Annotated in this window: 24 protein-coding genes and 1 pseudogene; 21 read left to right on the top strand and 4 right to left on the bottom strand. The window is 35.0% G+C overall.

Annotation, left to right across the window (positions count from 1 at the left end; all coding sequences use genetic code 11):
* Positions 1-114 precede the first annotated feature (114 nt).
* From MHB70_RS16965 to MHB70_RS16940, 6 genes are all read left to right on the top strand, one after another.
* Positions 115-873 (top strand): exodeoxyribonuclease III, encoded by a 759-nt coding sequence (locus tag MHB70_RS16965; protein WP_000767610.1) that lies wholly within the window; start codon positions 115-117, stop codon positions 871-873.
* Positions 874-1,176: 303 nt separating this feature from the next.
* The gene (locus MHB70_RS16960) at positions 1,177-2,142 is read left to right on the top strand and encodes an iron-hydroxamate ABC transporter substrate-binding protein (protein ID WP_001035500.1); all 966 of its coding nucleotides are present in this window, start codon (positions 1,177-1,179) and stop codon (positions 2,140-2,142) included.
* A 27-nt stretch (positions 2,143-2,169) separates the two neighbouring features.
* Positions 2,170-3,177, top strand: a complete 1,008-nt coding sequence (locus MHB70_RS16955; RefSeq protein WP_001173039.1) for a FecCD family ABC transporter permease — start codon at positions 2,170-2,172, stop codon at positions 3,175-3,177.
* Positions 3,170-4,192 (top strand): FecCD family ABC transporter permease, encoded by a 1,023-nt coding sequence (locus MHB70_RS16950; protein ID WP_000920443.1) that lies wholly within the window; start codon positions 3,170-3,172, stop codon positions 4,190-4,192. The genes MHB70_RS16955 and MHB70_RS16950 overlap by 8 nt, the downstream gene beginning before the upstream one ends.
* A gap of 14 nt (positions 4,193-4,206) precedes the next feature.
* Positions 4,207-5,028: an ABC transporter ATP-binding protein gene (locus tag MHB70_RS16945; RefSeq protein ID WP_000025775.1), complete on the top strand. Its 822-nt coding sequence runs from the start codon at positions 4,207-4,209 to the stop codon at positions 5,026-5,028.
* A gap of 14 nt (positions 5,029-5,042) precedes the next feature.
* Positions 5,043-5,861, top strand: a complete 819-nt coding sequence (locus MHB70_RS16940) for an alpha/beta hydrolase (protein ID WP_001098325.1) — start codon at positions 5,043-5,045, stop codon at positions 5,859-5,861.
* A 44-nt stretch (positions 5,862-5,905) separates the two neighbouring features.
* Here MHB70_RS16940 and MHB70_RS16935 read toward each other — a convergent pair whose 3' ends face one another.
* Complete coding sequence (locus MHB70_RS16935) at positions 5,906-6,595, bottom strand: class I SAM-dependent methyltransferase (RefSeq protein ID WP_061529799.1); 690 nt, start codon at positions 6,593-6,595, stop codon at positions 5,906-5,908.
* An 87-nt stretch (positions 6,596-6,682) separates the two neighbouring features.
* On the opposite strand from MHB70_RS16935, the gene MHB70_RS16930 reads away from it, so the two are divergent.
* The 6 genes from MHB70_RS16930 to MHB70_RS16905 all read left to right on the top strand — a co-directional run bounded on the left by MHB70_RS16930 (position 6,683) and on the right by MHB70_RS16905 (position 12,604).
* Positions 6,683-7,753, top strand: a complete 1,071-nt coding sequence (locus tag MHB70_RS16930) for a helix-turn-helix transcriptional regulator (protein ID WP_000273065.1) — start codon at positions 6,683-6,685, stop codon at positions 7,751-7,753.
* A gap of 308 nt (positions 7,754-8,061) precedes the next feature.
* A complete protein-coding gene (locus tag MHB70_RS16925) occupies positions 8,062-8,289 on the top strand; it encodes a hypothetical protein (protein WP_000849103.1) in 228 nt (75 codons plus the stop codon).
* 450 nt (positions 8,290-8,739) lie between these two features.
* On the top strand, positions 8,740-9,042 hold the full coding sequence (locus MHB70_RS16920; protein WP_000349642.1) for a metal-sensing transcriptional repressor: 303 nt from the start codon (positions 8,740-8,742) through the stop codon (positions 9,040-9,042).
* 203 nt (positions 9,043-9,245) lie between these two features.
* Positions 9,246-9,452: a copper chaperone CopZ gene (gene copZ, locus MHB70_RS16915; RefSeq protein WP_000436967.1), complete on the top strand. Its 207-nt coding sequence runs from the start codon at positions 9,246-9,248 to the stop codon at positions 9,450-9,452.
* A gap of 95 nt (positions 9,453-9,547) precedes the next feature.
* Entirely contained in the window at positions 9,548-11,965 is a 2,418-nt protein-coding gene (locus MHB70_RS16910) for a heavy metal translocating P-type ATPase (protein WP_061529798.1), read from the top strand.
* Positions 11,966-12,136: 171 nt separating this feature from the next.
* Positions 12,137-12,604, top strand: coding sequence for a GNAT family N-acetyltransferase (locus MHB70_RS16905; RefSeq protein ID WP_000954491.1), 468 nt, complete (start codon positions 12,137-12,139; stop codon positions 12,602-12,604).
* Between the two features lie 31 nt (positions 12,605-12,635).
* On the opposite strand, the gene MHB70_RS16900 is transcribed toward MHB70_RS16905, so the two are convergent.
* Positions 12,636-12,908, bottom strand: a complete 273-nt coding sequence (locus MHB70_RS16900) for an HU family DNA-binding protein (RefSeq protein ID WP_001043903.1) — start codon at positions 12,906-12,908, stop codon at positions 12,636-12,638.
* Between the two features lie 140 nt (positions 12,909-13,048).
* A pseudogene (locus MHB70_RS16895) lies at positions 13,049-13,269 on the bottom strand (formate/nitrite transporter family protein); the annotation flags it as partial.
* A gap of 63 nt (positions 13,270-13,332) precedes the next feature.
* Here MHB70_RS16895 and MHB70_RS16890 point away from each other — a divergent pair.
* Positions 13,333-14,226, top strand: a complete 894-nt coding sequence (locus MHB70_RS16890; protein ID WP_001091710.1) for a metallophosphoesterase — start codon at positions 13,333-13,335, stop codon at positions 14,224-14,226.
* A gap of 112 nt (positions 14,227-14,338) precedes the next feature.
* Positions 14,339-15,556, top strand: a complete 1,218-nt coding sequence (locus tag MHB70_RS16885; protein WP_061529797.1) for a M20 metallopeptidase family protein — start codon at positions 14,339-14,341, stop codon at positions 15,554-15,556.
* Positions 15,557-15,615: 59 nt separating this feature from the next.
* Here the strand turns inward: MHB70_RS16885 and MHB70_RS16880 are convergent, their stop codons facing one another.
* Complete coding sequence (locus MHB70_RS16880; RefSeq protein ID WP_061529796.1) at positions 15,616-16,698, bottom strand: chitinase; 1,083 nt, start codon at positions 16,696-16,698, stop codon at positions 15,616-15,618.
* Positions 16,699-16,967: 269 nt separating this feature from the next.
* Here MHB70_RS16880 and gabP point away from each other — a divergent pair, with 269 nt between their 5' ends.
* The 7 genes from gabP (at position 16,968) to MHB70_RS16845 (ending at position 24,665) form a co-directional block, all read left to right on the top strand.
* Positions 16,968-18,362: a GABA permease gene (gene gabP / locus MHB70_RS16875; RefSeq protein ID WP_061529795.1), complete on the top strand. Its 1,395-nt coding sequence runs from the start codon at positions 16,968-16,970 to the stop codon at positions 18,360-18,362.
* A 133-nt stretch (positions 18,363-18,495) separates the two neighbouring features.
* Entirely contained in the window at positions 18,496-18,834 is a 339-nt protein-coding gene (locus tag MHB70_RS16870; RefSeq protein ID WP_002039366.1) for a hypothetical protein, read from the top strand.
* Positions 18,835-19,152: 318 nt separating this feature from the next.
* Positions 19,153-19,695 carry a DUF420 domain-containing protein gene (locus tag MHB70_RS16865; protein WP_000228316.1) on the top strand — a complete coding sequence of 181 codons (543 nt, stop codon included), beginning with the start codon at positions 19,153-19,155 and terminating at the stop codon, positions 19,693-19,695.
* A 117-nt stretch (positions 19,696-19,812) separates the two neighbouring features.
* Positions 19,813-20,976: an iron-containing alcohol dehydrogenase gene (locus MHB70_RS16860; RefSeq protein WP_001179084.1), complete on the top strand. Its 1,164-nt coding sequence runs from the start codon at positions 19,813-19,815 to the stop codon at positions 20,974-20,976.
* Between the two features lie 158 nt (positions 20,977-21,134).
* On the top strand, positions 21,135-21,887 hold the full coding sequence (locus tag MHB70_RS16855; RefSeq protein ID WP_000957291.1) for a DeoR/GlpR family DNA-binding transcription regulator: 753 nt from the start codon (positions 21,135-21,137) through the stop codon (positions 21,885-21,887).
* The gene (gene pfkB / locus MHB70_RS16850; RefSeq protein WP_061529794.1) at positions 21,884-22,795 is read left to right on the top strand and encodes a 1-phosphofructokinase; all 912 of its coding nucleotides are present in this window, start codon (positions 21,884-21,886) and stop codon (positions 22,793-22,795) included. The genes MHB70_RS16855 and pfkB overlap by 4 nt, the downstream gene beginning before the upstream one ends.
* Positions 22,796-22,808: 13 nt before the next feature.
* Positions 22,809-24,665 carry a PTS fructose transporter subunit IIABC gene (locus MHB70_RS16845; protein ID WP_000704651.1) on the top strand — a complete coding sequence of 619 codons (1,857 nt, stop codon included), beginning with the start codon at positions 22,809-22,811 and terminating at the stop codon, positions 24,663-24,665.
* Positions 24,666-24,670: the final 5 nt, after the last annotated feature.

Here is a 24,670-nt window from a genome sequence, read left to right as displayed (position 1 = left end):
CGTATGTACGTATTCAAAAATGTAAGAGCAAGATTACAAAGATGAAAATATGATTGTTTTTCTATTTTGTGATAGCATGAACTTTGAAAGTGAACAGCAAGAGGAGGATTATAAGTGAAGTTAATTTCATGGAATGTAAATGGTTTACGTGCAGTTATCGCAAAAGGTGGATTTTTAGAATACCTTGAGGAATCTAATGCAGATATATTTTGTCTACAAGAAATTAAATTACAGAGTGGACAAATTGATTTAAATCCAGAGGGATATTATACATATTGGAATTATGCTGTGAAAAAAGGCTATTCAGGAACGGCAATTTTTACGAAAAAAGAACCGCTTTCTGTTACGTACGGTTTAGGCATTGAAGAGCATGATCAAGAAGGAAGAGTCATTACTTTAGAATTCGAAGATTTTTACATGATAACGTTATACACGCCAAACTCAAAACGAGGATTAGAGCGTTTAGATTACAGAATGGAATGGGAAGATGATTTCAGGACTTATATAAAGCAATTAGATGAAAAGAAACCAGTTGTTTTCTGTGGAGATTTAAATGTTGCTCATAAAGAAATAGATTTAAAAAATCCAAAAAGTAACCGTAAAAACCCTGGATTTTCTGATGAGGAAAGGGAGAAGTTTACACGTATTTTAGAAGAAGGATTTGTTGATACGTATCGTCACCTTTATCCTAATCAGGAAGGCGCATACTCTTGGTGGTCCTATCGTATGGGAGCAAGAGCGAAAAATATCGGATGGCGTTTAGATTATTTTGTTGTCTCTGAAAGAATAAAAGGGCAAATAACAGATGCGAAAATTAACAGTGAAATAATGGGATCAGACCATTGCCCAGTTGAATTACATATAAATTTCTAAAAAAAGAAGTATCTCGCTAATAATAGGCGGATACTTCTTTTTAATTCAGTTTGTTAAAATTTTTCAAATCATTCTTGAAATAATTGCATATTAAATATATACTTAGTAACGATAATCATTATCAGTGAAAAGGGTTATCAATGGATGAAGTGTGAAAGAATTATAGTTTAGGGGAAGTGAACGAGAATGAGTTCCGGATAAAATTATTAATCTAATGAATTATATGCATGGAACAAGTTTCATGTAGTTAAGTTTTTATATAAAAATAATCTATTTACAGGTTTCGAGAGGAGATATATAAAGATGAACAAGAAGTTATTTACGTTAGGGATGGTTACAGTTTTAAGTGTAGGGTTAGCGGCATGTAATAGTGCGGATAAAACTTCAGGGGAGCAAAAGCAACAGACAAAAGCTACGGAAACGAAAAAAGACGAAAAGCGAAAAATTACATATTTAGGTAAAGAATATACAGTGCCAGCAAAAGTAGATAAAATTGCGACAGCTAGTTTAGAGTCAATGGAAGATGCGGCCGTACTTGGAATTAAACCAGTTGGTGCGATTACTGTAGGTGGTAAATTACCAAAGTATCTTGAAAAAGATTTAGAGGGTGCAAAATCTGTTGGTGAGAAAATGCAACCGAATTTTGAAACATTACTTCAATTAAAACCAGATGTTATTACATCAAGTACGAAATTCCCAGCAGAAACAGCTGAAAAGTTTACAAAAGTAGCTCCGACGTTCCCGGTATCACACGTTTCAACAAATTGGGAGGATAACTTAAAGTTAATGGGAGAATTAACTGGTAAAAAAGATAAAGCAGAAAAGATTATTAAAGATTACAATGCGGACGCTGAAAAAGCAAAAGCAAAACTAGGAGATAAGTTAAAAGACAAAAAAGTACTTGTCGTTAGACTAAGAGCAAACGAATTATTCCTATATCCTGAAGGTGTATACTTTAACCCTGTCATTTATAAAGATCTTGGACTAACTGCTCCAGAACAATTGAAAACTGTAAAAGCACAAGAGAAAATTTCATTTGAAAAACTTGCTGAACTTAACCCGGATTATATTTTCTTACAATACGAGGCAAGTGAAAATAAAAACCCGAAAGTACTAGAAGAAATTGAAAGCAATCCAATTTGGCAAAGTATGAATGCTGCGAAAGAAAAGAAAGTATTTGTAAACGTTGTGGATCCAATGGCACAAGGTGGTACAGCTTGGAGTAAAACAGCATTCTTAAAAGAAGCAGTGAAAAATTTATCTAAATAATACAATAAGTAAGGTGCGTTGAATGATATGCAGAAAACAAATGCAGTACCAGTAACTATATTATGTATAGCACCCATACTCATCTTAGCTACAGTTATACTTTCTATTTTGTATGGTGCGAAAAGTATTGATGCTGAAACAGTGTGGAACGCATTATTTCATTTTGATTCAAGCGATGTAAATCATAATATTATTATTACTTCACGTTTACCAAGGGTAGTTGCAGCTCTTTTAGTCGGAGCATTTCTAGCCATATCAGGAGCACTTATGCAGGGGATGACAAGAAACTATCTTGCATCCCCTTCTATTATGGGTGTGACGGATGGTGCAGCCTTTGTTATTACACTATGTATGATTTTTCTTCCAGGAATGTCATCAATTGGTATGGTTTTATGTTCAATGATTGGTTCTGCACTAGGGGCCGGTATCGTGTTTGGTTTTGGCTCACTTCTTCAAAATGGCTTATCTCCTGTTAGGTTAGCAATTATAGGGACAGTTATTGGAACATTTTTAAGCAGTGTATCAGCTGCGATGGCTTCGTATTTCCAAATCTCTCAAAATGTTAGTTTTTGGTTTAATGCAAAGTTAGACCAAGTGGACCCTAATATAATTAAAATCACGATACCTTTTGGGATAATTGGGATAGTTTTAGCGCTGTTAATAGCGAAATCTATTACCATTCTTTCTTTAGGAGAAGAAGTTTCTATTAATCTAGGGCAGCGTACAAAACTAGTAAAAGCGATGGCAATTTTATCAGTAATTTTTTTAACAGGAACAGCAGTTGCTTTAGTAGGAAAAGTTGGTTTTGTAGGCTTAATTATTCCACACATTACTCGCTTTATTATTGGGGTAGATTATAAGTGGATTTTACCATGTGCGGGTGTTATTGGTGGAGTTTTCTTAGCTTTATGTGATGTATTAAGTAGATTTGTAAACTATCCATTTGAAACGCCAATTGGAGTCGTTACATCTTTAATTGGGATTCCTTTCTTCCTTTATTTAATCCGTACAAGAGGAGGAGAGAGACATGCTTAAAAGTTCAAGTCAACGTTTTGGAATGACGATGGGGATTATTATATTTTTAATACTATGTGCCATTTATATTAGTTTAACGAATGGAACGTTTGATATTACGATTACAGATGTATTTAAAACACTTTTTAGAATAGATCCGTTACCAGAGCATGATTTAGTTATTTTTGAGTTTCGTCTTCCGCGCATTGTAATTGCTGGATTAGTAGGATTAGGATTAGGCGTTGCGGGTGCTGTAATTCAAGGGATTACGAGAAATGGTTTGGCGGACCCAGGTATTTTAGGAGTAAATGCCGGAGCAGGTACAGCTATCGTCATTTTTATGTTTTTCTTTCAAGGACAATTAAAGAGCACAGACTGGATTTCTATAATGATGATGCCGATGTTTGGCCTAGTTGGTGGATTAGGTGCAGCCATTATAATCTATCTGTTTTCTTGGAAAAACGGTAAGTTAGATTCGCAGCGACTTTTGTTAACAGGGATTGCAATCGGTTCAGGGTTTGGCGCATTCTCTATGTATTTATCACTCAAAATGAAATCATCTGATTTTGAGATGGCTGCAGTTTGGGTGTCTGGAAGCATATATAGTGCAAACTGGAAGTATATTATTGCTATGTTACCGTGGCTTATCATTTTAATTCCACTTATACAGAAGAAAGCTTATTTATTAGATTTATTTCAATTGGAAGAAACGAGTATTACGAGTTTAGGTGTTTCAGTAGAAAGAGAGAAATCAATTTTACTATTAAGTAGTATCGGACTTGTGAGCGCATGTGTTGCTGTTTCAGGAAGTATTGGTTTCATCGGACTAATGGCACCGCATATAGCGAAAAGACTTGTTGGTATTCAGCATAAGCATATCATTCCTACGTGCGGAGTAATCGGAATGTTTCTTGTAATTGCTTCAGACTTTATTGCAAAAACAGTTTTCACACCTGTAGAGTTACCAGTTGGAATCGTTATTTCTATTGTCGGTGTACCGTATTTCTTATATTTACTTTATAAGGCGAAAGCGTAAGAGGAGGAATAAAAGTGAGTATTTTAAGTGCAAAAAATTTAGAAACGAGTTATGAAAAACTTACAGTGTTTCGCGATTTAAATGTGGAAATACAAGAAGGAAAAGTAACGACAATTATAGGGCCAAACGGGTGCGGTAAATCAACACTATTAAAAACGATGGGACGAATTTTAAAGCAAAAAAGCGGAAAAGTTTATTTGCAAGGACAGGATTTAAATACAATTCCAACGAAAGAAATTGCCAAGCTGTTAGCCTTACTTCCGCAAACTCCGATTGCACCAGGAGAGCTTAAAGTAGAAGAATTAATTTCTTATGGACGCTATCCACATCGAAATAACGTAAACAAGTTAACCTCAAAAGATAAAGAAATGATTGATTGGGCATTAGATATAACGAAAACTTCAGAATTTAGAACGAGACAAATTGCAAATTTATCAGGTGGTCAACGACAAAAGGTATGGCTAGCGATGGCTTTAGCGCAAGAGACAGAAGTGTTGCTATTAGATGAACCGACTACATATCTTGATATGTCTCACCAATTAGATGTATTGCAAATTGTAGAAAAGTTAAATAGAGAACATAATTGTACGATTGTAATGGTATTGCATGATATTAACCACGCAGCAAGGTTTTCCGATGAAATTATTGCAATGAAAGATGGGGAAATTGTTACAACTGGTAGTCCAGAAGAAATTATTACAAATGAAGTATTAAAAGAAGTATTTCATATTGATGCGCGTGTCATGATTGACCCGTATAATGGGGCTCCTGTTTGTTTCGGTTATGATAGTGTTGTATCTCAAGAAGAAAAAGTAGAAATATATGTAACGAGTTAAAAGGGGGAGATAGGGTGAATACTACTATTGAAAAACAGCAGATTATTACATCTAATACAGAACAGTGGAAAATGTATTCAAAAGTAGAGGGTAAGGAATATCAAATTCATATTTCAAAGCCGAGGCAACCAGCACCGGATTCAGGATACCCTGTCATATACGTATTAGATGGCAATGCCTTTTTTCAAACATTTCATGAAGCGGTTAAAATACAATCAGTAAGGGCTGAAAAAACAGGTGTTTCACCAGCCGTTATAGTAGGTATCGGTTATCCAATTGAAGGAGCATTTTCAGGAGAAGAAAGATGCTATGATTTTACACCTAGCGTAATTTCAAAAGATGCTCCTTTAAAACCAGACGGTAAACCGTGGCCTAAAACAGGAGGAGCACATAACTTCTTTACTTTTATTGAAGAAGAAGTTAAACCGCAAATTGAAAAAAGTTTTGCGATTGATAAAGGAAAACAAACGTTATTTGGGCATTCGCTAGGTGGCCTATTTGCTTTACACATACTATTTACAAACGTAAATGCCTTTCAAAATTATTTTATTAGTAGTCCATCTATTTGGTGGAATAACCGATCTGTACTTGAAAAAGAAGAGAACCTTATAAATGAATTAAACAATGCTAAGTTTGAAACAGGGGTATTCCTTACAGTTGGGTCACTAGAACGAGAGCATATGGTTGTAGGTGCAAATGAATTATCAGAGCGACTTCTCCAAGTAACACATGATAAACTTAAATTTAAGTTTTATGAAGCGGAAGGGGAGAATCACGCATCTGTTGTCCCAACGTCTTTAAGTAAAGGATTGCGATTTATTAGTCAAGTGTAGAAGAAGTATATGAAAAAAGGTAAGCGATTGCTTACCTTTTTTCATTATTGTTTTATTGCTACGTATCCATCAATTAAAAAGCTAGTGAAAAAGCGATTGATTTGATTAAATCCACATTCTTCCATAATAGCAAGTAGATTATTTTCGGAAATAGGAAATATGTCTGTTTCAAAAGAATTTTCAAACCGGTCCCAATCTTCTAATGGAATTTGATTTTGTATCATGTAGTTTTGCCAAGCATTCAATTGCGCAGAAAACATACTTGTATGGGGTACACCATTTATTGTAGAGAGAAAGAATGGAGCGTCAGGTTTTAAGCGCCTACTAATTTCATGAAGAAGCTCTTTTTTCTCCTCAATAGTTGGGATGAAATGAAGAACAAGCATACAGGTAGCGGTGTCAAATAACGAATTTGGTAATAATGAATGGACAGTTCCATGTACGAAGTGAATTTGGTTCTGTACGCCTTCGTTTTCAATTCTTTTTTTAGCTAACTGTAGCATGCTTTCAGATGGATCAACACCTGTAAAAGATAAATTGCTATTTTGTTTACCTATTGAGAGGATCTCTTGTCCACCTCCAGCACCTATAACTAGTAAATTCGGATTGATATGTTCTTTAGGGAGTGTAGTAAACAAGAAATGATTTATCATGTCGTATAGGGTGTAATAGCTTGGGATTTTTAATGGAATTCTTTGTTCATATGAACTTACGGTAGTATCATTCCAATTCATTTTTGACCTCCTAAGTATATGTACTATAGCTTTATTATGAAATAAATGTATGAAGGTGAACAATCCCATAAATCTGGGGGGAAGAGGATGTATGAAAAAACAACGAAAGAAATTACAATGCTAGCGAATCGTATAAGTTCTATAAGGACATTTCAAAAGTCATTTCTCCACTTGATTCGTAAAGTTATTGATTTTGAAGCCGCTTGTTTTACAATTATAGACCCAATTTCTTTTTTATCTACTGGGGCATTTACGGATGCAAGTGTTGAAAAGATTCATCCACAATTGTTTATGAATGAATTTCTAGATGATGATTTTAATAAATTTAAATATTTATCAGAACACTCACCTCATGTTGCTGCTCTTAGTATGGCGACAAATGGTGAGCAAAAGAAAAGTTCTAGATACCGAAATATTTTAAAACCAGCAAGTTTTGGAGATGAATTAAGGGGCGTTTGTATAAGTAAGGGGAAATGTTTTGGGCATCTTAGTTTATTTCGAGGGAGTACCAGTCCCGTTTTTCATATCGATGATTGTAAGTACTTAGCAACGATAGTCCCAATTGCTGGAGAGGCTTTAAAAAAGGCATTTCCTATACCTTTTTCAGAAGAGAAGGTGATAGGGACAGGCACGATTATATTAAGTGAGGATTTTAATTTATTATATTGGAATCAAGATGGCAGCGATTGGCTCTCAAATCTTAGAAAGTATGAACAGTTAAATATAAAAGAAATACCAAGACCAATACGAGCAGTTTGTTCGAAAGTAAAGGCTAACGAATATAATGTAGATTGCATACGGAGAGAAGAAAAAGTTTGTATACCTTTAGCCTATGGACATTTTCTAATCATTCGGGCCAGTAAGTTAGAATGTACAAGTAGTTTTCAGGCTGGTTATGTTGTTCTTTTCGAAAGAGCAAGACCAGAAGAAATCTTTCCGCTTATTATGGAAGTTTATAGTTTTACAACACGTGAGAAGCAAGTAGTACGTAAAATTCTTACAGGTATGTCGACAAAGGAATTAGCCCAAGAACTGTGTATATCTATATACACAGTACAAGATCATTTAAAATCCATTTTTGAAAAGACTGGGGTAAGTAGTAGAAATGAACTTGTGTGGGAAGTTTTTTCGAGATTTTGCTTTGATGTTGATAAATAAAAATAAAACAAGTCTACTAAAATCACATGAAGTACGGTGGCTGAGTTGTAAAATAGGGCTGAAAAAAGGTTATGGATGAAACATTCCGTAACCTTTTTTCATAAGTAGAATTGTCCTTTTTGAAAGTTTTGTTTCAACTTTTCGTCTAAAGAGACAAAAAGTTGTCACATTTCCGTCACAATTAGCATAAACATAAAATAGACGAAATGAACTTATTTCCAAAAAGGCTTGATTCATTCAAATCAAGAGGAATAGAGCTGAAAAAGCGCGGATTAAAAGTTCACTATATTCTCAAGGAGGTAGATCGTATGAAAACTATTCTTGCTATCGCTGGACTGATTTGGGTTCTATCACATGGCATCCCAATTTATGAAGGAGAACAAATTCGCAGTGCTCTGAATAAAAATTTTAATGAATATCATATCATTGATCGGCAAGATAATGTTGTGACAGTTCGAGTGAATGATTGTTTTCATACGGTGACCGTTGAAGGAACTTCAGTAGTGAATGATACAAAAGTATGTGATCAGCAATAACTATATATAGGAAGAAAAAAGTCTCAATTTAAACGTGTGAAGATTGAGGCTTTTATATTTGTAGGCGAATAATAAGCGGGGATGGACAATCCCCGCTTATTATTGTTTCAATTTATCCCGCTATTTGCCAGGCAGTAAGACCCCCACCTCAAAATTCAGCGAAAGCAAAGAAGGTAGGTGAAGGTCGGGCTGCCCATAAAAGCTCGATTGGTGAGGGCTAATTAAAATTTCACTTTATTGGATTTTGATTGGAGATATAATGATTTTTTTACAAAAAGGAAAGGGTATAATAAAAATTGAGACTGAGAAGCTAATAATGTGTTAAGAATAATCATAAAGTGGAAATATACTCATATGGGGTATCATACATAGATATTTAATGCTATAATTGGTATACTCATAAAAGCAATTGTTTTATTGGATGAAGAGAAATTTTAAGAAGGTGATAATATGGATCATAAAGAGCATGAATCAGTAACACATAGATCAGAAAAAGAGAAAGAGCAAATTATAAATAGATTGAAGAGAATCGAAGGACAAGTTCGTGGTATTCAAAATATGATTGAAAATGATCGTTATTGCGTTGATATTTTAGTGCAAATTTCAGCGATTAATGCAGCGATGAAAAAAGTAGGAATGGGTGTCTTAAAAAATCATACGAGTCATTGTGTTTCAGGAGCTATTAAAAATGGAAATGGTGACGAAGCAATTGAAGAATTAATGACAGTATTTGAACGTTTTTCAAAAGCGTAAAAACAAGCTAGTATGTAACTGGCTTGTTTTTTTGTTTACCCGTATATTGGATTTAGGTGTATTGTAGTGAAAAAGTGTGTGTAAAATAAACGTTTAGAAAATAATTGAAAAATCATGATACAAAACCATTGATTACCTTAGGGGGGTATGGTAAAATGTAGTTGTGATTAACAAACAATGAAGAAACAAGAGGAGGATTTTAAATGGAACAGTTAACATTAAAAGTTGAAGGTATGTCTTGTGGACATTGTGTAAACTCTATCGAAAGCAGTGTGAAAGAGCTAAACGGTGTTGAAAAAGTGAAGGTTCAATTAGCAGAAGGAACTGTTGAAGTTACTATCGACTCGTCTGCTATAACATTAAAAGATATCGTTGCTGTAATTGAAGATCAAGGATACGATGTTCAATAATTATTTTTAGATATGGAAATAAATCGTACTTTAAACGAAGTACGATTTATTTTGCTAATAATTATACCTCACAAGGGTATATAGAGGTGAGAGACATGAATGAACAAAAAGAGGCCAATCTTCAAATATCAGGAATGACATGTGCAGCATGTGCCAATAGAATTGAAAAAGGTCTGAAAAAAGTAGAAGGTGTTCATGATGCAAATGTAAATTTTGCACTTGAAAAAACAAAAATAATGTACGATCCAACTAAAACAACTCCGCAACACTTTAAAGAAAAAGTTGAATCGTTAGGATATGGAATTGTAAGTGATAAAGCTGAATTTACTGTTTCAGGAATGACATGTGCAGCATGTGCCAATAGAGTTGAAAAGCGTTTAAATAAGTTAGATGGTGTGAACAAAGCGACGGTTAATTTCGCTTTAGAGTCGGCAACGGTAGACTTTAATCCTGATGAAGTCAGTGTAAATGAAATGAAGAGTACGATTACAAAGTTAGGATATAAATTAGAAGTGAAATCAGATGAGCGAGATGGATCAACAGATCATCGCTTACAAGAAATTAAACGACAAAAGAAAAAATTTATTATTTCGTTTATTTTATCATTCCCGTTATTGTGGGCAATGGTGAGTCATTTCTCATTTACATCGTTTATTTATTTACCTGATATGCTAATGAACCCTTGGGTACAGCTAGCTCTTGCAACTCCTGTTCAATTTATCATTGGTGGACAGTTTTATATTGGAGCTTATAAAGCGTTACGTAATAAAAGTGCGAATATGGATGTTCTCGTGGCACTTGGAACGTCGGCCGCTTATTTCTATAGTGTATATTTAAGTATTCAATCTATTGGTTCTTCGGAACATATGACAGATTTATATTTTGAAACGAGTGCGGTACTTATTACATTAATTATTTTAGGTAAATTATTTGAAGCAAAGGCAAAGGGACGTTCATCAGAAGCAATTAAAAAGTTAATGGGATTACAAGCGAAAACAGCTACAGTTGTACGAGATGGAACAGAAATGAAGATTTTAATCGAAGAAGTGGTAGCTGGTGATATCGTTTATGTAAAACCTGGTGAAAAAATACCAGTTGATGGAGAAATTGTAGAAGGAAAATCTGCGATTGATGAATCGATGTTAACGGGTGAAAGTATTCCAGTTGATAAAACAATTGGAGATGTAGTAATTGGTTCTACAATAAATAAAAATGGATTTTTAAAAGTTAAAGCAACTAAGGTAGGTAGAGATACGGCATTAGCTCAAATTATTAAAGTAGTAGAAGAAGCGCAAGGATCGAAAGCGCCTATTCAACGGGTAGCTGATCAAATTTCTGGTATTTTCGTACCGGTTGTAGTTGTGATTGCTATTATTACATTTGCAGTGTGGATGATATTTGTTACACCTGGTGATTTTGGCGGAGCGCTTGAGAAAATGATAGCAGTACTTGTTATCGCCTGCCCATGTGCGTTAGGTCTTGCGACACCTACATCTATTATGGCTGGATCAGGAAGATCAGCTGAGTATGGTATTTTATTTAAAGGTGGAGAGCATTTAGAAGCAACGCACCGATTAGATACGGTTATTTTAGACAAAACGGGTACTGTGACAAATGGGAAGCCAGTATTAACAGATATAATTGTAGCAGATGGATTCCATGAAGAAGAAATACTACGTTTAGTAGGAGCGGCAGAAAAAAATTCTGAACACCCACTTGCAGAAGCGATAGTAGAAGGAATTAAAGAAAAGAAAATTGATATACCAAGTTCGGAAACATTTGAAGCAATTCCTGGGTTCGGTATTGAATCGATTGTTGAAGGGAAACAATTATTAATTGGTACACGTCGATTAATGACGAAGTTTAATATTGATATTGAAGAAGTTTCTAAATCGATGGAAGAGCTAGAGCGAGAAGGAAAAACAGCAATGTTAATAGCGATAGATAAGGAGTATGCTGGAATAGTTGCTGTTGCGGATACTGTAAAAGATACTTCAAAAGCAGCTATCGCACGACTTAAGAAAATGGGTCTAGACGTTGTTATGATTACAGGGGATAATACACAAACTGCTCAGGCAATTGCAGGGCAAGTTGGTATTGATCACGTAATTGGAGAAGTATTGCCAGAAGGAAAAGCAGAAGAAGTGAAAAAACTGCAAGCGCAAGGTAAGAAAGTAGCGATGGTTGGAGATGGAATAAATGATGCTCCTGCTCTTGCTACAGCAGACATTGGTATGGCAATTGGAACAGGAACGGATGTAGCGATGGAAGCAGCGGATATTACGTTAATCCGTGGTGATTTAAATAGTATTGCCGATGCAATTTTTATGAGTAAAATGACGATTAGAAATATTAAGCAAAACCTATTCTGGGCGTTAGCTTATAATGGCTTAGGGATCCCAATTGCAGCATTAGGTTTCTTAGCACCTTGGGTTGCAGGGGCGGCGATGGCATTTAGCTCGGTATCAGTCGTATTAAATGCACTAAGATTGCAAAGAGTGAAATTAAAATAATAAAAATTTTAATTTATAGAGTAATTGAAAATGCTTTTATACAAAAAAACAATACTTTGAATAAGTGTTGTTTTTTTGTTTGTATAAAAAGAAAAAAGGTATAATAAAGCAGCAATATTGAATCTTATTATAGTAGAAAGCCGAGTGTTAGTTTAGTAAGGAGACTCATATATGTTAACGGATATTATAATTAGGACATTCCAGAAAGAGGATTTAGAAACAGTATTACAATTGTTCTATGAAACAGTTCATACGGTGAATGCAAGAGATTATAACGAGTTACAGCTACAGGCATGGGCGCCAAAGCGACTAGATAGAGAAAGATGGCTACAGTCTTTAGAAAAGAATATTTGTTACGTTGCTGAGTATAGAGGTGTGATAGTGGGGTTTGGGGATTATAATGATGAGCATTACATAGATCGCTTATTTACGCATAAAGATTATCAAGGAAAAGGGGTAGCTTCATACATATTACAGAAGTTAGAAAAAGAAGCAGTGAACTTAGGGCACGGGGATATATATACAGAGGCGAGTATTACAGCAAAATCTTTCTTTGAAAGGAAAGGTTTTATTTGCATAAAGGAACAAAAAAAACAGCACAATGGTCAGATTTTTATTAATTATGTTATGAAAAAATAGCCTTCTCATAAACGAGAAGGCTATTTTTTCATTATTTTACAGCTTCTTTTAGTTCTTTACCAGCTTTGAAAGCAGGTACTTTAGAAGCTGCGATTTGCATTTCTTCACCAGTTTGTGGGTTACGGCCTGTACGAGCAGCTCTTTCACGAACTTCGAATGTACCGAATCCGATAAGTTGTACTTTTTCACCAGCAGCTAAAGCGTTAGTGATTGATTCTACTACAGTTTGTACAACTACAGTAGCTTCTTTTTGAGAAATCTCAGCATTTTGTGCTACGTTTTTAATTAATTCTGTTTTATTCATGTTTTTCACCTCATATGTAAATAATGCTATTTAAGTTGTTATTATAACGTATAAAACATTCGAGAACAAGTGTACGTAGATATATTCACGAAAAAAATGAAATTTGTAATATTTTTTAGCCTACTTTATAACCATTCCATTTAAGCGGATATAGATTTGTTCTGTATTTCAGTCTTCTCTTTATTTGTAGGTAGTTTCTTATTATAAGATATGAAATAAGGTAGTTCTACAAAATACAAACCGCTTACTAAATTCCCAAAGAAAACAAGAAGTTTGGGAAATATTCAATCCAAGTTAAATGACCGGTAAAAATTGCAGCTGGGATAACAAACATATTTGCTACAACGTGTTGAAACCCCAATTTTTTTCATGTTGTCACATCAATGTAACAAAAGGATTTTAAACTACATCTAGAGGTGAAAACATGAATACGCATCATGTAAAAAAAGAACAAAAAAAATCAATCTTAAAGAAACTTATTATAAGTTTCATAAGTATAGTAATGATTCCAGTAAGCTTGTATTTCTATGCGACAGAAATAGAACGAAAACTAATAACAGTTACGTGGAATGAAATAGAAGCCCCGACGATTCCTAAAGAGTTTAATAATAAAAAAATATTGCAATTCTCAGATGTACATTTAGGACCAGAGTTTACATTGAAACAACTAGAAAATTTGGTGGAGAAGATGAATGAATTGCATCCAGATATAGTTGTTTTCACAGGAGATTTAATAGATAAGTTTGGATCTTATAGTGCGGAAAAAGATGAAGCGAAGGTTATTTTGCAGAAAATTAATGCTCCCTTAGGGAAATATGCTGTGTTTGGGAATCATGATAGGGGCGGGGGTGGTAGTGTGTTTTATAAAAAGTATATGGAGGAAGCTGGTTTTTCTGTATTAGTAAATGAAGTGCAGAAAATTAAAGTGGGAAACGGCAAATATATTACAATATCAGGCTTGGATGATTTCTTATTAGGGAAGCCACAAATAGACGCGACTTTAAAACATGTAAGGCAACAAGATTTCAATATGCTATTAGTACATGAGCCGGATGTTGTAGACAAAGTAGCTTGTTATCCAGTTGATTTTCAAGTTTCAGGGCATAGTCACGGAGGACAAGTTCAAATTCCTTTTATAGGTCCATTAATTACTACAAAATTAGCTGAGAGCTATGTTGAAGGTATGTATGAATTAGAAGGGAAGAATAAGCCGTTACATTTATATGTAAATCGAGGTATTGGGACAACCCGAATGCCGGTTAGATTTTGGAGTGTACCTGAACTTTCAGTATTTGTGTTGAAGCAAAATAGTAATTAGACGATTCTAGAATAGTAGGAGGACTTTCAGAGAAAGTTCTCCTTTTTATTGATTAAATACAGAATGTTATGTAAATTAAATTTAAAGTGTTAAAAAAGAAAGGGGAATTTCTATGATAGAAACATGGCATAAAGAGTTGGAAAGTTTGTATAACCAAATGGTTTCGTGGCGAAGAGATTTTCATCAATACCCAGAGCTATCGTTTCAAGAAATAGAAACACCGAAAAAAATAGCTGCAATCTTAAAAAGTTTTCATATTGATGTGAAAACAGATGTCGGGGAAAGAGGAATCATCGGCGTAATTGAAGGTGGGAAATCTGGGAAGACAATCGCGTTGCGTGCTGATTTTGATGCACTACCTATTCAAGATGAAAAGAAAGTTTCATATAAATCAAAGGTTCCGGGCGTAATGCACGCTTGTGGCCATGATGGACATACAGCAACACTTTTAGGAGTTGCAAAAATATTAAGTGATCATAGAGACCAACTTTCTGGAAAAATAGTTCTTATACACCAACATGCAGAAGAGAAAGAGCCTGGCGGGGCTATCGCTATGATTGAGGATGGTTGTTTAGAAGGAGTAGATGTTGTTTTTGGTACGCATGTATCTTCTCAAATGCCTGTAGGAATTGTTGGTGCGAAAGCAGGAGCAATGATGGCGGCAGCTGATTCTTTTGAGGTGAAGGTTCAAGGGCGAGGTGGTCACGGAGGTATGCCACATCATACTGTAGATGCTATTATTTTTGCAACACAAATTATTAACCAGTTGCAACTGTTAGTTAGTAGAAAAGTCGATCCACTTCAATCCGTAGTTTTAACAGTTGGTACATTCCATGCTGGTCAGGCGGATAATATTATTGCGGATACTGCTACGTTTACAGGAACCATTCGAACGTTAGATCCTGAAGTAAGAGAATATATGGAGAAGGAATTTAGACGAGTTGTTGAGGGGATTTGTCAGTCTCTTCAGGCTGAAGTTAATATTCAATATAAACGTGGCTATCCAATATTAATAAATCATGTAGAGGAAACGAGTCATTTTATGGAGGTTGCAGAACGTGATCTTGGAAGAGAAAGGGTCATTGAAGTGCCGCCTATTATGGGTGGTGAAGATTTTGCATACTACTTAGAACATGTTCCAGGAGCATTTTTCTTCACAGGTGCGGGTAATGAAGAAATAGGAGCAACATATCCGCATCATCATCCTCAATTTGATTTTGATGAACGTGCAATGTTAGTTGGTGGGAAGTTACTTTTAAGTCTCGTAAATAGCTATTTACGAAATGGAGATGAATCTCTTCGTACTGTAGATATGGATGTGAAAAAGTAATTTACATAAATAAAAAACAGCAATAGGTTATATGTTATATAACCTATTGCTGTTTTTTATTATTTTTGCAAAGGAATAGCATCAAAATATGTCCTGTAGTTATCGGAAAATTCAAAGTTGTTTTTTGCATCCCAATTAATGGACCAAGACATTAGACCACGAAATGCAGGGTAGCTATTCTGGTTAGAAAGCTTATACTTTCCTCCGAAAGGAACGCCTTTAATGATATAATCTAAAGCTTTTTTCATTTCAGTTGGAGAAATATACCCGCCACTTGGAGCTGCTGCTGGTGCCGCCGGAAGTCCAATCATTACTTGATCTGAACGAAGAGCTGGGAAAATATTATTTGGATTACCGCCTACAGGAAAGCCATGTAAGAGCATATCTGCCATCGCGACCTCGTAGTCTGCGGTTCCTTGATTATAATTATTACCGTCCATCCCAATGCCGCTACCAGCATTATAGTGTTGAACGTGAATATAAGTTAGTTTGTCTTTCACTCCGTAAATAATTGGTAAATATGCACCCCATATGCTTCCATATGCGCTATACCCGCCTTGAACATAAGCTGTTTCAGGGGCCATGCTTAGTAGGAAATCTGGGCCGTAATGGTCTGAAATCGTTCGAATTGCTGAGATAAGATTCACGATTTGAGGAGTTGTTGGGTTTTTAAAATTAGTGTCATTGCCGTTTAAGTAAATACCTGATTCAAGGTCAATATCCATTCCATCAAAACCGTATTTATCGATTAGAGATTGTATGGAATTAATAAAACGTTGTTTAGCGGCATTGTCAGGAAGTAAAACGACTCCATTTTGTCCACCTATTGAAAGAACTACTTTTTTTCCTTTACTTTTTAAATAGGAAATATCAGATTTGAACTCTGCATCTGTACCATACACAGGGGAAAATTCAACAGTGGAACGATCACCACCAGTTTCACCGAAAGATACATTTATTACATCCCATTTTGGTGAAACATCTTTTAATTTAATAATGCCAGTACCGTTATCAAAGTTATGCCAATATCCAACGAGTAATTTTGATCCTAAATTGTTTGCTGCTTTTGTTTGGAAGGGAGCTAGCGGTAGCAGTAAGAAAATTACTAACATACAACAAATAAATTTGAACTTGTTTAACATATCAACACTCCTATACAAAAAGTTGTCTAGATGTATAATCTTGTTTCTTTAATAATATCTGAAAATTCTATCTTTTGTTAGGTTTAATAATTTTCTCAACAATTGTGTATGGAAAATTATTAAACCTAATGTAATAATTTATGAAGGAGGTGGATGTGCATTTTTAAAATTCATAATATTTTGATATTTTTAGAAGTGTAAGACAAGGTTTTTTGCATAATACTCTTACATAAATTTCAAAATAAAGTTTGGAAGGGGATGTACAAGATTTGGATAAAAATCTTAAGAAAGACCTAAAAATACGCCACATTACGATGATCTCAATTGGTGGTGTAATAGGGGCTGGTTTGTTTGTTGGAAGTGGTGCAGTTGTACATTCGGCCGGGCCAGGTTCTATCGTTTCATATGCATTAGCAGGACTTTTAGTCATTTTCGTCATGAGAATGTTGGGGGAAATGGCAGCTATTAACCCGACAAGTGGTTCATTTGCAACATATGCACGAGAAGCTATTGGTCCATGGGCCGGGTATACAATTGGGTGGCTATATTGGTTTTTCTGGGTAATTGTTATTGCAATAGAAGCCACAGCAGGTGCTGGTATTATTCAATACTGGATTCCAGACATCCCACTCTGGTTATTAAGCCTAATATTAACGATTTTATTAACGTTGACGAATGTTTTTTCAGTGAAATCATTTGGAGAGTTTGAATATTGGTTTTCTTTTATTAAAGTAATAAGTATCGTCTTATTCTTTTGTCTTGGACTTGCTGTTATTTTAGGATTTGTACCAGGAACGGAAGCACCTGGCACTTCAAATTTAGTAGGACAAGGGGGATTTATGCCAAATGGGATAAGTTCGGTGCTGCTTGGAATTACCGTCGTTATATTTTCATTTATGGGGTCAGAGATTGTAGCAGTAGCGGCTGGTGAGTCTGCTGAGCCTGTAAAAGCAGTAAAAACAGCAACAAATAGTGTAATTTGGCGTATTCTCGTATTTTTCATTGGATCTATTGCTATAGTCGTTACACTCCTTCCGTGGAATTCAGCAAACATACTAAAAAGTCCATTTGTAGCGGTACTTGAACATATAGGAATACCAGCGGCAGCACAAATTATGAATTTTATCGTTTTAACAGCTGTACTCTCTTGTTTAAATTCGGGCTTATATACAAACTCAAGAATGCTTTTTTCGATGGCAGAAAGAGGAGATGCTCCAAAGGTGTTTTTAAAATTGAACAGTAGTGGTGTTCCAGTTCGAGCAGTTTTATTTGGAACTTTCTTCGCTTATATTGGAGTTGTTTTTAGTTACATATCTCCAGATAAAGTATTTTTATTTTTAGTGAATGCTTCTGGTGGGATCGCGTTACTCGTTTATCTCGTTATTGCAGTTTCGCATTTAAAGATGCGTAAAAAAATGGGAAAAGTAGAACAAAGAAATTTGAAAGTGAAAATGTGGCTTTTCCCATATGTAACGTATGTTACAATTGCTGCTATTATAGCAGTTTTAGTTGCAATGCTTGCAATTGAATCTTTGCGTCCACAAGCACTTTTAACGATGTTTGTTACTGTTCTTATAATACTTTCTTATTTTATTTTTAATAGAAATAAAAATAGCACAGTTTTGAAACCTAAAAGTAGAAATGAAGAATCCGTTCGATTCTAATTTATTGTTTTTGAAGAGAGTTACACCCAATCATTGCTATAAAAGAATCATATATAAACATAGAAACGAGTAATTACTATTGTCATAGTGAATATAAACTTTTTTCTTGACTTTTTATACGAAGGCGAGCAAAATGGTAAAAAAGGAAGGGGGGATGATGATGGAAGAGTACGTATTAGAGCTGTATAACCTGTTATATACGACAGAATGGCAAGATATTGTTTCGTTTCTAGGAATAGTATTTTGCATGAAAATTGTAATTGTATATATGGAAGAGCAAGGTATGTTCTATTCCTTCTCATCCCCGTTCGATGTGCAGCGCGAGCCGTTGCTGAACTATGCCAAGGTGAATTACGAACAAATTCCTTTTGTTCTATTCTTTATGATTCGATTTATAACAGCAATTGTAAAGAAGAAAGAAAGTGATGATGAAGAGTGCCACGTAACTTGTAATATAGCTAACGTTTTTTAAGCTAAATACAAGGAGGAGATTTATATGTGGTTTCGATTTCTTATGATTGGTTTCTTTTCATTAACAGCAATTTCATTAATGGGATATCAAGTATCTGAAATTTTTCAAGCATATAGCAATACGTTTTTTAACAAAAACTAATTGCATTGCTATTTGAATAATAAAGCGATAAAATCCTTCTTAAGAAGTTTTATTAAGAAGGATTTTTTTCTTTGTCTTGTCTTACTGTGTCAAACTATTGTCACATTTACACTGTGAATAATATGTTAAAATAGTGAGGTTACGTATACATATTTGAAGGAAGAGGGAGTGACCATTTTGGTGGATCAATCAACAAATCAGAAAAGCTATGCTCCTATTGTGATAACGCTTTCTGTAATTGTAAATGCGATTATTTTATTTTTGTTCTTTGGACCTGTTGGCTATGAAGGAGAAGTACATTTTGATGTAACGATTTTACCAATGTTAAATGCAATTTTTAATAGCTTTACGTTCGTATTCTTATTAGCAGCTTTATACTCTATTATTAAAAAGAATGTGAAAATGCACCGTGGTTTCATTCTTGCGGCATTCACGACGACTTTGCTATTCTGTGTTTCGTATTTATCGTATCATTACTTGGCGCCAGCAACACATTTTGGCGGGGAAGGATTTATTAAATATGTGTACTTCATCATTTTAATTACACATATTATCCTTGCGGCAATTATTGTACCACTTGCATTGTTCGCACTTGTATTTGGTTTTACGAATCAATTAACACGTCACCGTAAAATTGTACGATGGACGATGCCAATTTGGCTATATGTAAGTCTATCTGGTGTTATTGTTTACTTAATGATCTCACCTTATTATCAATAAAAAATCTCAGCCCTAAAGGCTGGGATTTTTTTGTTAAGCAAATATTTTTGTGAAATGAAAAAAATATGGTATACAAAAGTATAGTTGCTTTTTAAATAGAAGGGATGGTAAAAAGATATGCAAAATTTTGTATTTCGTAATCCGACAAAACTTATTTTCGGTAAAGGACAATTAGAGCAGTTAAAAACTGAAATTCCACAGTTCGGTAAAAAAGTTCTTCTCGTATATGGAGGAGGCAGCATTAAAAGAAACGGTATATATGATAATGTAATTTCTATTTTAAAAGATATAAATGCGGAAGTATTTGAATTGACTGGTGTTGAACCGAATCCTCGTGTATCAACAGTAAAAAAAGGGATTCAAATTTGTAAAGAAAATGGTGTCGAATTTATTTTAGCAGTTGGTGGAGGAAGTGTAATCGACTGTACGAAAGCGATTGCCGCTGGTAGTAAGTACGATGGAGATGTATGGGATATTGTAACGAAAAAAGCATTTGCTAGCGAGGCATTACCATTTGGTACTGTACTTACTCTTGCAGCAACAGGATCTGAAATGAATGCAGGCTCGGTAATTACAAACTGGGAAACGAATGAAAAATACGGCTGGGGTAGCCCGGTTACTTTCCCGCAGTTTTCAATCTTAGATCCAGTTCATACTGCGTCTGTACCGAAAGATCAAACAATTTACGGTATGGTAGATATTATGTCACACGTATTAGAGCAATATTTCCATCATGGAACAAATACAGAACTACAAGATCGTTATTGTGAATCTGTTTTAAGAACAGTAATTGAAACAGCTCCTAAGCTTTTAAGTGATCTAGAAAATTATGAGCATAGGGAAACAATTTTATATTGCGGTACTATGGCGTTAAACGGCATTTTAGCAATGGGAGTAAAAGGAGACTGGGCAACTCATAATATTGAGCATGCAGTTTCTGCTGTTCATGACATACCACACGGCGGCGGCCTTGCAATTCTATTCCCGAATTGGATGAAGCATGTTATAGATGAAAATGTAAGTCGTTTTAAACAGTTCGCTATTCGTGTATTTGATATAGAAACAGATGGCAAAACAGATAAAGAAGTGGCGTTAGAAGGAATTGAGGCACTGCGTCAATTTTGGACTTCAATTGAGGCGCCAGTAGCATTATCTGATTATACTATTGGAGAAAATGAAATTGATTTAATGGCGGATAAAGCGATGGCTTATGGTGAATTTGGTAACTTTAAAAAATTAAATAAAGATGATGTTTTAAACATATATAAAGCTTCTTTATAAGTGAATCGAGAAAAGAAACCCATTTGATATAACAATCAAATGGGTTTCTTTTTTGTTGTCTATAACTGTTTTTGATTGTTTTTGATTATTTATGAATGTATATGGTTGATTTTTGTGATCGTTTTCATTATACTGTAATCAAAGAAGAGGTGAGTAAAATGTTAACTCCTGAACGTCATCAAATGATATTGCAACTTGTAAAAGAACAGAAAGTAGTTAAATTACAGCAATTAGTTGAAAGAACAGAAAGCTCTGAATCAACAATTCGTCGTGATTTAGCACAATTAGAAAAACAAAGGTTATTAAAAAGAGTTCATGGTGGTGCCTCTGTTTTAACAGCAAAGGGACAGGAGCCAACGATGACTGAAAAATCATCCAAAAACATTCAAATAAAACATCAAATTGCTAAGTATGCAGCTACTATTGTGGAACAAGGGGATTGTATTTATTTAGATGCAGGAAGTACAACATTTGAAATGATTCCATTTCTAATAAATAAAGATGTTACTGTCGTGACGAATGGACTTATGCATATTGAAGCTTTAGTTGAAAATAATATTCGTGCGTATTTACTAGGCGGAATGATGAAGAGTAGGACGAAGGCTTTAATTGGTGCGATGGCACAGGAAAGTATGCAGAAGTATCGCTTTGATAAATGTTTTTTAGGAGCGAATGGCGTACATGAACAGTTTGGTTTTACAACACCAGATCCAGAAGAAGCGCTTTTAAAACAAATGGCATTAACATTAGCGAACGAAGGGTATTTCTTAATTGATGAAAGTAAGTTTTCAGAAGTTGCGTTTGCGAAAATTGCCAATGTTGAAGATGCAAATATTATTACAAACCATTTAGAAATTGATTTAGAAAAATATAAAAGACAAACCAATGTAATTGAGGCTGATAAACAATGATCTATACAGTTACTTTAAACCCATCTATTGATTATGTAGTACAAGTTAATTCTTTCGATTTAGGCACAGTAAATCGGGCAGAGAAAGATATGAAGTTCCCTGGAGGAAAAGGGATTAATGTTTCTCGCGTTCTTCATCGTTTAGGTGTTGAAAATGTTGCACTTGGATTTACTGGTGGATTTACTGGTCAGTTTATTCAAGATGTATTACATGATGAAGGTGTAACAACAAATTTCGTCCAAGTAGATGAAGATACTAGAATTAATGTAAAAATAAAAGGGGAAGAAGAAACAGAATTAAATGGACAAGGTCCTATTGTGACAAAAGAACAGTTTGGACAATTGGTGAAAAAAATTGAAAGTATGCAACGTGAAGATTGTGTTGTACTTGCTGGAAGTATACCGGCTTCTATTCAAAATACCTTTTATGAATCAATTGCTGCGTTTGGAGCTGAAAAAGGTATTCGTGTAGTAGTAGATGCAAGTGGAAGTGCACTGCAACATGTAATTAAAAATAAGCCATTTTTAATAAAGCCAAATCATCATGAACTTGGTGAGTTATTTGGAGTGGAGCTTTCAACGGTAGAAGAGATTTTACCGTATGGAAGAAAATTAGTCGAACAAGGTGTAGAGAACGTTATTGTATCAATGGCCGGAGATGGAGCTTTATTATTTACGGCAGAAGGTATATATGAAGCAACTGTTCCAAAAGGTGTTGTTATTAATTCAGTTGGGGCAGGAGATTCTCTCGTTGCTGGATTTGTAGGTAAATACGAACAGACAAAAGAAATTGAAAAGGCATTCCAATATGGCGTTGCAACAGGGAGTGCAACAGCATTTTCGGCAGATTTATGTAAAAAGGAAAAAGTAGAAGAATTATTGTCGCAAGTAATTGTAGTTAAGCGATAGGGGGAAGTAACATATGAAAATTACAGAACTATTAAAAAGGGATACAGTCATTATGAATTTGACAGCTTCAAATAAAGAAGCTGTCATAGATGAATTAGTTGAGAAATTAAGTGGGGCAAATCGTTTAAATAGTAAAACGGAATTTAAAGAAGCTATTTTAAAGCGGGAGTCCCAAAGTACGACTGGAATTGGGGAAGGCATTGCCATACCTCATGCGAAGACGAAGGCTGTTAAGCAACCGGCGATTTGTTTTGGTAGAAGTGTAAGCGGTATCAATTATGAATCGCTTGACGGACAGCCTGCACATTTATTCTTTATGATTGCTGCAAGTGAAGGAGCGAATAATACACATTTAGAAACGTTGTCCCGTCTTTCTACATTATTAATGGATGAAGGCTTTCGCAAGCAATTATTAGAAGCGAAGGATGAAGAGGAGCTTCTTCGCTTATTTGATGAAAAAGAGAATGAAAAAGAAGAAGAAGTTGAAGTAGCGAAACCAGAAGGGGATGAACCATACGTATTAGCTGTTACAGCTTGTCCGACTGGAATCGCTCACACATATATGGCTGCTGATAGTTTGAAAGCGAAAGCGGCAGAGTTAGGGATTGCGATTAAAGTTGAAACGAACGGATCAACAGGTATAAAAAACGGTTTAACGAAAGAGGACATTGAACGTGCAACGGCCATTATCGTTGCGGCAGATAAACAAGTAGAAGTGAATCGTTTTGCTGGAAAACATGTCATTCAAGTGCCAGTAGCTGATGGGATTAGAAAAACGGAAAAGCTTCTTAATCGAGCTGTCAAACAAGATGCACCAATCTTTAAAGGTGTAAAAGAGAATGGGAAGTCAGAGAGTATAGAGAAGGAAAAAGGATTAGGAATTTATAAGCATTTAATGAGCGGTGTAAGTAATATGCTTCCGTTTGTTGTTGGCGGTGGAATTTTAATAGCGCTAGCGTTTTCGTTTGGTGGTATAAAGGCGGAAGGTCCATTAGCTGAATTGTTCATGTCTATTGGTGGAGGAAAAACAGGGGCGTTTTTATTCCTTGTACCAATTTTAGCTGGATTTATTGCGAGTTCTATTGCTGATCGTCCTGGTTTTATGCCTGGTGTTGTCGGAGGATTTTTAGCGGCACATGCGAATGCTGGGTTTTTAGGTGGATTAATTGCTGGTTTCTTAGCTGGATATGTTGTTTTAGGATTGAAAAGATTATTTTCAGGATTACCAGCGCAGTTAGAAGGAATTAAACCTGTTTTGTTATATCCAGTCTTTGGATTGTTAATTACAGGAGTTGTAATGCAAAAAGTAGTAAATCCACCTGTAGTAGCATTGAATGAAATGTTAACAGGATGGTTAAATGGTTTGAACGGTACAAATGCTATATTACTAGGTCTTATTTTAGGTGGTATGATGGCAATCGATATGGGTGGTCCAATTAATAAAGCCGCATTTACATTTGGTATTGCTGCAATAGAAGCGCAGAACTTTGGAGTTCACTCTGCTGTTATGGCTGGTGGTATGGTACCGCCACTTGCAATTGCATTTGCAACTACATTCTTTAAAACAAAGTTTACAGAAGCGGAACGTAAATCTGGTTTAACAAATTATATTATGGGAGCATCGTTTATTACAGAAGGTGCAATTCCATTTGCAGCTGCAGATCCGATTCGAGTAATTGTAAGTTGTGTTGTTGGTTCAAGTATTGCAGGTGCGTTATCTATGTTATTCCAAATTACATTACCGGCACCACATGGTGGGTTATTTGTTATAGCATTAGTAAATAAACCGTTGCTATATATTTTCTCTATACTAGTAGGGACAGCTATTTCTGCTCTTATGATGGGAATTTGGAAAAAGAAAGTTAAATAACAAAT

This window comes from Bacillus sp. FSL M7-1020, from assembly GCF_038050415.1.
Classification (GTDB): domain Bacteria; phylum Bacillota; class Bacilli; order Bacillales; family Bacillaceae_G; genus Bacillus_A; species Bacillus_A toyonensis.
This window is presented reverse-complemented; position numbering and strand designations above follow the sequence as displayed.